We start from the raw sequence: 7,021 nt of genomic DNA on the forward strand, positions 1-7,021 counted from the left end.
TTTTCGTATCCCCACAGCCACGTGCGGCTGGCGTTTGCTTCGCTGCCAATATACCAGAGGCGCGCGGCGCATCATCGCCGAAACTGATCTCGCCGCGCTTTAGATCCACAGACCAGCGCCTGCTCTTTACGATCAGCTTCGAGCCCGCCTCTTGCACCCTTGCGCCGCAACCTAAACACGCCGAAAATAGATCAATAAAGCTGCTCTTATCCACGCCTAAGCGGTCTAAAAATTTCATTTTTCTCCTTTTGCCGCGCCGATAAATTTAGCGCTTTTGCGGGATTTATCGGCGCTCTCTTTTATACGCCGCGCTTGGCTATGGAATTTATCAAAATAAATTCTAGCTGTCGCTTGCGCTATAACGATTTCATGCGGCGCGCAGTAAAATTTAATCAAATTTTATAAAGTCGCAACGGATAAAATTTCATAGCAGGACGCCGCCCGGATAGAATTTTGCAGAAAGCGACGGGCACGGCGAGTGCAACTGTAGGAGATGACGGGCGCGACCGCAATAATCGGCTGGCGGCAAAATTCAGACCGCTCGCGGAATGTTAAATTTGAAAGGCGAAATTTTAGCCTAACGGCAAGCGGCGAAATTCTACTACCGAGCAGCGAGCAATAGAGCTTAAAGCGGCGCAAAATGGGCGCGCAGCAGCGAATGTATCAGCTCAGGCGGCAAGCGATAGTTAAAGCCGTGCAGTCATAAAATTTAAATCGCCTCTTAAGGTCGTGAAATTTAAAGATGAAATTTAATACCGAACGGCGAGCTGCTAAATTTAAACGCCCGAGCGATCGTTAAAATTTAAAAGCAAATTTTACGACCGCGCGACAAAAGATGAAAAAAGATGAAATTTAGATCACCCGCGCGATAAATTTAATCGATCTTCAGCACGCTCAAAAACGCCTCGCTCGGCAGATTTACCTTGCCGATCGCCTTCATGCGCTTCTTGCCCTCTTTTTGCTTTTCGAGCAGCTTGCGCTTGCGCGTGATGTCGCCGCCGTAGCATTTGGCGGTCACGTTTTTGCCCATGGCGCGGACGTTTTCGCGCGCGATGATCTTGTTGCCGATGCTTGCTTGGATCGCGACTTCAAAAAGCTGCCGCGGCACGATCTCCTTCATCGCTTTGACGAGGTCGTGCCCCTTGGATTCGGCCTTTGAGGCGGGCACGATGATCGAGAGCGCATCGACCGCTTCGCCGGCGACGCGGATGTCGAGCTTTACGAGATCGCCGCGCCTGTAATCGATCGGCTCGTAATCAAAGCTCGCGTAGCCCTTGGTGCAGGATTTAAGCTTGTCGTAAAAGTCCATTATGATCTCGTTTGTCGGCACGTCGTATTCGAGCAGGACGCGCTCCGGCGTGATGTAGTCCATCTTGGTTTGGATGCCGCGGCGCAAATTTAAAAGGCTGATGAGATTGCCCAGAAACTCGCTTGGAGTGATGATGGTCGCCCTGACGTAGGGCTCCTCGATGCGCTCGATAAAATTTGGCGCGGGAAGCTCGCTGGGGCTGTGTATCCGCACGCACGAACCGTCCGTGAGATACACGGCGTATGTGACGGTCGGCGCCGTGGCGATGAGATCGAGATCAAACTCGCGCTCGAGCCGCTCCTTCACGACCTCCATATGCAGTAGCCCCAAAAACCCGACGCGAAAGCCGAATCCTAGCGCGAGCGACGTTTCAGGCTCGTAGCTAAGCGAGCTGTCGTTTAGGCTGAGCTTGTCCAAAGCGTCGCGCAGATCTTCAAATTTATCGGTCTGCACGGGATAGATGCCCGCAAACACGAAGGGCTTGGCCTTCTCAAAGCCGCCAACGGGAGCGGCGGCGCGATTTTTAAAAAGCGTGATCGTATCGCCTACCTGCACGTCGGCGACGTTTTTTAGCCCCATTACTACGATGCCCACTTCGCCGCTGCTAAGCTCGCGGGTTTTGGCGGGCGCGAGCGGGTTGGGATACATCAGATCGAGCACCTCGTGGCGGTTCTCGCTACCCATGATATAGACTTCGTCGCCCTTTTTCAGCACGCCGTCGTAGAGCCTCGCAAGCGCGAGCGCGCCTAGGTAGTTATCAAACCAGCTGTCGTAGATGAGCGCCTTAAGCGGCGCGGCGTCGTCCGTTTTGGGTGCTGGGATGCGAATGATTATCGCCTCTAAAAGCTCCTTGATGCCCGCGCCGGTTTTGGCGCTGACCTCGATCGCGCTGCTACAATCCAGCCCGATGACGTGCTCGATCTCATCTTTTACGCGCTGCGGATCGGCGGCGGGCAGATCGATTTTATTGAGCACGGGGATGATCTCGAGGTTGTGCTGCAGCGCGATATAGACGTTTGCGATGGTCTGCGCCTGCACGCCCTGGCTCGCGTCCACGACGAGGATCGCCCCCTCGCAGCTAGCCAGCGAGCGCGAGACCTCGTAGCTAAAATCCACGTGGCCCGGGGTGTCAATCAAATTTAAAACGTATTTCTCGCCGCCAAGCTCATACTCGAGCCGCACGGACTGCGCCTTGATCGTGATGCCGCGCTCCTTTTCGATATCCATCGTATCCATGATCTGGCTGCTCATCTGGCGCGCCTCAACGGCGTTACACTCGCTAATCAGGCGGTCTGCGAGCGTGGATTTGCCGTGGTCGATATGCGCGATGATGCTGAAATTTCTGATATTTTTTGTTTTCAAGTGGCTTTCCTGATGAAATTTTAAGCCGCATTGTGCCGAAATTTCATTTAAAAACGGGTAAATAGGCTAATGGAGGAATGGAATTTATGAGGCGAAATTTATACGGTAGCTCTAGGCGGATTGGAATTTTATGAAATGGAATTTTGGGGGGGTAGAGGAGGGATATAATGCGGCTTTGAGTGATATGCTTTTAAGCATTATTGGCAATGCGCTTTGTCACGGTAGGATTTTAGGATGAGGATTGAGCGTAGTTTTTCCTAATTGATTTTTGCGGCTGTATTGAAATGTAGGATTTTAAAAGATCCGCTACTAATAAAACCAAAATTCCGCCCATAAAAAAAGGCTAGCCGGGAGGCTAGCCTTTATGTTGCGAGCTTAACGCAAATACTACCAATCGGTCTTTTGATTGTAGATATCGCGAACATCGCCAGAATCTAGAATTCTAGTCGAAGTATCGCTAGTACTATTGTCTGACGAGCTACCACCAGCGAACGATCCTACGTCATCCGCTATGCCCGATTTAACTTGACCTTCACCGCCCCAGACCGTAGGTTTAGACTGCTTTATATGTACGCGAAGAGGATTATAATACTGTCGTACGCCTGGATACTTTTTAGAGTAGGCCCCTCCATCATTTGCAGTAAACATAGTCTTATCATTTAAGGCTGGAGTATGAATAAGCCATGGATTAGTAATGATACGTATTGTAGCATGACCGGCCGCATTACTGCTGATAGTTATATTCTCTTTACCCTTTTTTACTTTTTTTTCTCTTCCAATATTTACTTCTACGTCGCCTTCCTTAGCCAGACTGTCATAGGCGCTTACAAACTCTGCACCTATATCTTTTAAAGTAGCCTTTGTATTTACTACAAATTTCGTAAAATCAATCAAGCTACGATCTTCAGCCGCTAGCACGGTAAATATATTCGAAGCTTTAACATTATTCGAGGAATCAATCACAACCGGGGCTTCATAGGCAAGGTTTTCATTAGGCGCAGGCATATTCGAACACTTATCAATTCTACCACAATAAATCTGCGTATAAATAGGAACAGATATTGGAGTCCCAGTAGTAGCTTGCTGCACTATAGCTCCCAAACTTTTATCGTACGATGTACCATAGACAAATAAGGCGTAAGTGCCTACATTGTCACTATAATCTGTAACGGTCTTGCCGGTTGCGTAAGTTTTGCTATTAGAATTAGCGGCGGCTATATAAGCAGCCTTACTTGCAGCTCTGGTCTCGCTAACCTTTCTAGTAATAAAGACATCGAAATCTTCCTTAGACAGCTTTATATCGGTTTTATTGTAGTCCTCAGAGTCGGTATCAGAGATAGCTTTGTATGAGCTATCGAATTTCGATGGCCAAAACTTTCCAAAGGTCTTAAGAGCGGTTCCGTCTTGAATATCAAAGTCACTAGCGTAGATAAGCACCGGCGTGCTAGGGGTTTTATGCATTCTATCGAAGTTGAAATATACAGTCGAGTCAGGAGTTTGCCCCTCTCTAAATCCTTGCGCCAAAATTCTAAATTGATCCGACTTCGAGTCATACCTGATTCCCGTACCGCCTTGCGGTCTATTGATAAGCCCGCCTCTTAGCGAAGCATCAGAGTAGTAATTAAGAGCTATTCTGAGCGGTATAGGTAAGCCATAACCAGCATCACCGCTAGAAGCGGCTTCCTCCCAGTCTGGCATCTCATCAGTTTTAGAAGAACCCTTACTGCTTCTTACGTTATATTTATAGCATCTGCTATCATATCCAGTAGAGCCTAAGCATACGTCAGAATCTTTAGCAAAATACTGCGTATCGCTAGGGATCTCGTATTTAACGGCAGGTTTATCAGGATATGGCGCATAATTCGTAGTTTTACTAGTCTTGCTAGCGGTAGCTGTGGAGCAACGCCCATCGGTACTATTGTTAGCGCAATCAAATCCGAAATTTAACTTAAAGTCAAAGTCACTTGAGAATCCACACACGGCCTGAGACTTACCACCAACATCTTGCTTATATCCGTCATAAAGCGTAGCGATGACATCCTTATAAACTTTGTCAGATAGATACGCTACTGCATTGACCTTAAGCTTAGCTAGCTGACTTATCTGATGCGTCACCGCTAAATTCTGGCTAGAATTTTCGTCAGCATATACTACGACATCGTTTTCGATGTCCGGAGCGTTGAAATATGTATACGCAGATATTCCACCCGAAATATTATTATCACCTACACCCCTTGTCACGCCGTTATCAAGGCTTGTGAGAGATACTCTGATACGATCCGGTCGGTATCGCAATACAATATTATCATTTATCGCTTTATCTTTGTTAGCAGCAAGCCTCATACCTACGTCGCAGCCTATCATACCTTTAGCATTAGGAGTATTGCTAGATGAATTGATAATACACTTAGCACTTTTCCATTTCTTTGAATATGTCTGATCGGAATAAGCATCTGTCCATGAGTTATCATATACGCTAACCAAAACATCGCCTACATTGTAATAATTAAAATAGTACATAGCGGTTTTAGGCTTCGTAGTAGTGTAGTTAGCCTCAGTATAGAGGATACCGTTGCTTATGTCTTTTGCGGCAGGATCTTTTCTGGACTGCGTCATCAGATATGCGCCTTGAACATGACCTTTACTATCAAATTTTGCAACGCCCTCCGTCTCTTCGATATTTCTAGCGTTAAAATTTGCCCATAAGCTTATGGCGTTTTTATCCCATACTCTTCTAAATGCTGCGTCGAATTTCGAACTTGTACCATTTAATACGCACGAGACATCATCGCTCTTGCCAAAAGAGCCTTTTTTGATGGCTTCCGGATCAATCTCATATTTGCCTGTTTCGGCATTGTATTTAGCACCGGAATATTCCACTGCGGTACCGCCATAACAACTATCTTCTTTAACGCCACGTTTTAATGTAGTGGAAGCATTCTTTCTATCTACATAATAGGATTGAGTAGCGACATTAGCCGCGCATTCATTAGATATAAACGGACGCAAGTAGGTTTGAATACCGCGGATCTTGGTTGATATATCTTGAGTATCATCAGAATCCGCGCCATAGCTCTTACGTAGATGATAGCGTTGATTGCCCAAATCCCCGCCAATTTCTGCTGTGTAGTTAGGTACGCCGTTGCCGCTATAGCTTCTGGCCGATATTACATGAGCCAAGATATCTGCATTTTGTGTATAATCACCACCTACGCGCAGATTACTAGGATTAAGTACGCTGGAGCCATCACCTTTTTTAGTTATATCGCCGCTAGCGGTGGTATCTACGATCTTACTATACTTGCCCGAATCCTTCAGCGCTTTTGTATCTACATTAAAATATGCAGGACGAAGCACGAAGTTATCGCTACCGCATATATGGAACGAGCCGTCTTTTGACATTTGAATTCCGAACTCATCTTTAGCAGCCTTTATATTATCTTCAAGCTTCTGCAACTCCGGTTGTATTTTATTCTCCCAAATGTCCTTCTTTTGCTCCGCAGTTAGTTTTGTGTTGCACCAACCGAAATTCTCACCAGACTCACAATATCCATATCGCTTTTTAAGCTCCCATTTCTTGAGCTCCGAATAATAAGCCTTAGGATCGCTGTTATTTAAATCTTTGTTTTTTATATACTGATCTAAATCGGATCCTGAGGCAACTTGATTATCCGGACGATAGCTAAGCATAAATGTAAGACCCTGATACGCATCTCCTATCTCTATATCGTTTAGCTCTAAAATACTTTTTCCTTTAAAATCCATTTCCTTATCGATAGTGTAATCGGTTTTGTCCTTCATCTTAAACGGAATTTTTAAGGAATCGGTTACGGATCGGCATGAGTAAACTGCGCTATTCCCCTTATCGCTATCGGCAATTTTATCCGAGGTGGTAGCGGCATTTCTCGCCCTGACAACGGATAAATACAATTTACCGCTCAAGCCAAATTTTTCAAGTTTTCTGGCCTCGCTACCGATATATATGAGCTTACCGGTATTTGGATCTTTTTTGAAGTAAGGAGAATTTGCAGCAGCATCGATATATTCCGTACATTTACCAGTTTCATTGTTATACTCCTTACAAAATTGGCTCTCATAATCCGGTCTAAAGATAAGTTTTGCATCGAAAGGCTTATCGGAGATTTGAGTATATAGTCTATCATCGTCGTCATTTTTACTAAAATTCTTATTGACTACCTGCAAACCGCTTAAAGGTAGGATATTAACGCTTTTAGAAACCTTTGTCGCGTCGCATAATTCAAGCTCGGAAGCGCTATCCATCTCTATGAAGACTCGCTGACCGCCGCCTATATCTAAGCTCATCTTATAACTTAGTGTCACGGCAGGAGC

Annotated in this window: 3 protein-coding genes and 1 pseudogene; 1 reads left to right on the plus strand and 3 read right to left on the minus strand. The window is 46.0% G+C overall.

Going from position 1 to position 7,021, the window contains the following annotated elements; all coding sequences use genetic code 11:
• A pseudogene (locus Q0614_RS04585) lies at window positions 1-238 on the minus strand (hypothetical protein); the annotation flags it as partial.
• A 255-nt stretch (window positions 239-493) separates the two neighbouring features.
• Between Q0614_RS04585 and Q0614_RS04590 the strand changes: the two are divergent.
• A complete protein-coding gene (locus Q0614_RS04590) occupies window positions 494-622 on the plus strand; it encodes a hypothetical protein (RefSeq protein ID WP_298786866.1) in 129 nt (42 codons plus the stop codon).
• A gap of 252 nt (window positions 623-874) precedes the next feature.
• Here Q0614_RS04590 and lepA read toward each other — a convergent pair whose 3' ends face one another.
• Together lepA and Q0614_RS04600 are read right to left on the minus strand one after the other, a co-directional pair.
• Window positions 875-2,671, minus strand: coding sequence for a translation elongation factor 4 (lepA, locus tag Q0614_RS04595; protein ID WP_298786868.1), 1,797 nt, complete (start codon window positions 2,669-2,671; stop codon window positions 875-877).
• 387 nt (window positions 2,672-3,058) lie between these two features.
• Window positions 3,059-6,994 (minus strand): hypothetical protein, encoded by a 3,936-nt coding sequence (locus Q0614_RS04600; RefSeq protein WP_298786869.1) that lies wholly within the window; start codon window positions 6,992-6,994, stop codon window positions 3,059-3,061.
• Window positions 6,995-7,021 lie beyond the last annotated feature (27 nt).

This window comes from uncultured Campylobacter sp., assembly GCF_937997595.1.
In the GTDB taxonomy this organism is placed as follows: Bacteria; Campylobacterota; Campylobacteria; order Campylobacterales; family Campylobacteraceae; genus Campylobacter_B.

Coding starts and splice junctions, on each gene's coding strand:
- Q0614_RS04590 (WP_298786866.1), top strand. CDS start 494: ATGACGGGCGCGACCGCAATAATCGGCTGGCGGCAAAATTCAGACCGC.
- Q0614_RS04600 (WP_298786869.1), bottom strand. CDS start 6,994: ATGAGCTTAGATATAGGCGGCGGTCAGCGAGTCTTCATAGAGATGGAT.